The sequence below is a fragment of the Streptomyces sp. NPDC000983 genome (assembly GCF_040299205.1).
Lineage (GTDB): Bacteria > Actinomycetota > Actinomycetes > Streptomycetales > Streptomycetaceae > Streptomyces.
Map to the genome: position 1 here is coordinate 1 of NZ_JBEPBM010000129.1, position 1,174 is coordinate 1,174.

The window sequence follows — 1,174 nt, forward strand, 5'->3', positions numbered from 1 at the left end:
CGGTCTGCCGCTGACGCCGAACGGCAAGCTGGACCGTGCCGCCCTGCCCGCACCCCAGGCCAGGCCGGCCGACACCACCCGCCGCGAACCCACCAACAAGGCCGAACGGGCGCTGTGCGAGATGTTCGCCGAGATCCTCGGCGTGCCGGACATCGGGGTCGACGACTCCTTCTTCGCCCTCGGCGGCCAGTCGCTCCTCGCCGTACGCCTCGTCAGCCGGATCCGCGCGACCCTCGGCGCGGAGATCGAGCTGAGCGCGGTGTTCGAGGCGCCCACACCGGCCGGTCTGGCCGCCCGCTGCGGCGACCCGGCCGAGACCCGCCGACCGCTCAGCCGGCGTCCCCGCTCCGAGCGGGCCCCTCTCTCCCCTTCCCAACTGCGCTTCTGGTTCCAGGGCCAGCTCGAAGAGGGCACCGGCGCCACGGACACGCGCGTGATCACCACCGCTCTGCGGCTGTCCGGAGAGACGGACGTGCCGGCACTGCGGGCGGCCCTGCTGGACGTGGTCCACCGCCACGAAAGCCTGCGGACCGTCCTTCCCGTTACCGGCGGCGTGGCGCACCAGCAGGTTCTGGAGGCCGATGACGCAACCGCCGTCGAGCTGGAACCCGTGTCCGGCGGCGAACTGAGTTCCCGTATGGCCGAGATGGCTGCCACAGGCTTCGACCTGTCGTGCGAGGCGCCCCTGCGCGCGAAGCTGCTGGCCGTCAGGCCGGCGGAGCACGTGCTGGTGGTGGCGGTGCACCACATCGCCTTCGACGGCTGGTCGGCCGCCCCCTTCGTCCGGGACCTCGCCACGGCCTACGCGGCCCGCACCCACGGCGCCGCCCCGACATGGACCGAACTCCCTTTCCAGTACCGTGACTTCACGCTCTGGCAGGGCGAACTCCTCCAAGCGGACGGCCTGGAGAAGCGGCAGCTGGACTTCTGGCGGGAGACGTTGAAGGACCTGCCCGAGGAACTGCACCTGCCCCGGGACCGGCCCCGGCCCGCCCTGGCCTCCGGCCACGCGAGCTCCGTACCCCTGCGCATCCCGCCCGAGCGGTGCGCCGCCCTCGAACGTCTCGCCCGTGACCACGGGTCCAGTCTGTTCATGGTGCTGCATGCGGCGGTGGCGGGTGTGTTGTCGCGGGTGGGTGCCGGGGAGGACGTGGTGGTGGGCAGTCCTGTGGCG

The 1,174-nt window shown here is 72.6% G+C and carries 1 protein-coding gene; it reads left to right on the forward strand.

The window, feature by feature from the left end; all coding sequences use genetic code 11:
• Positions 1 to 1,174, forward strand: a 1,174-nt coding sequence (locus ABT296_RS38670) for a condensation domain-containing protein (protein ID WP_351934853.1), incomplete at both ends; no start/stop codon positions are given.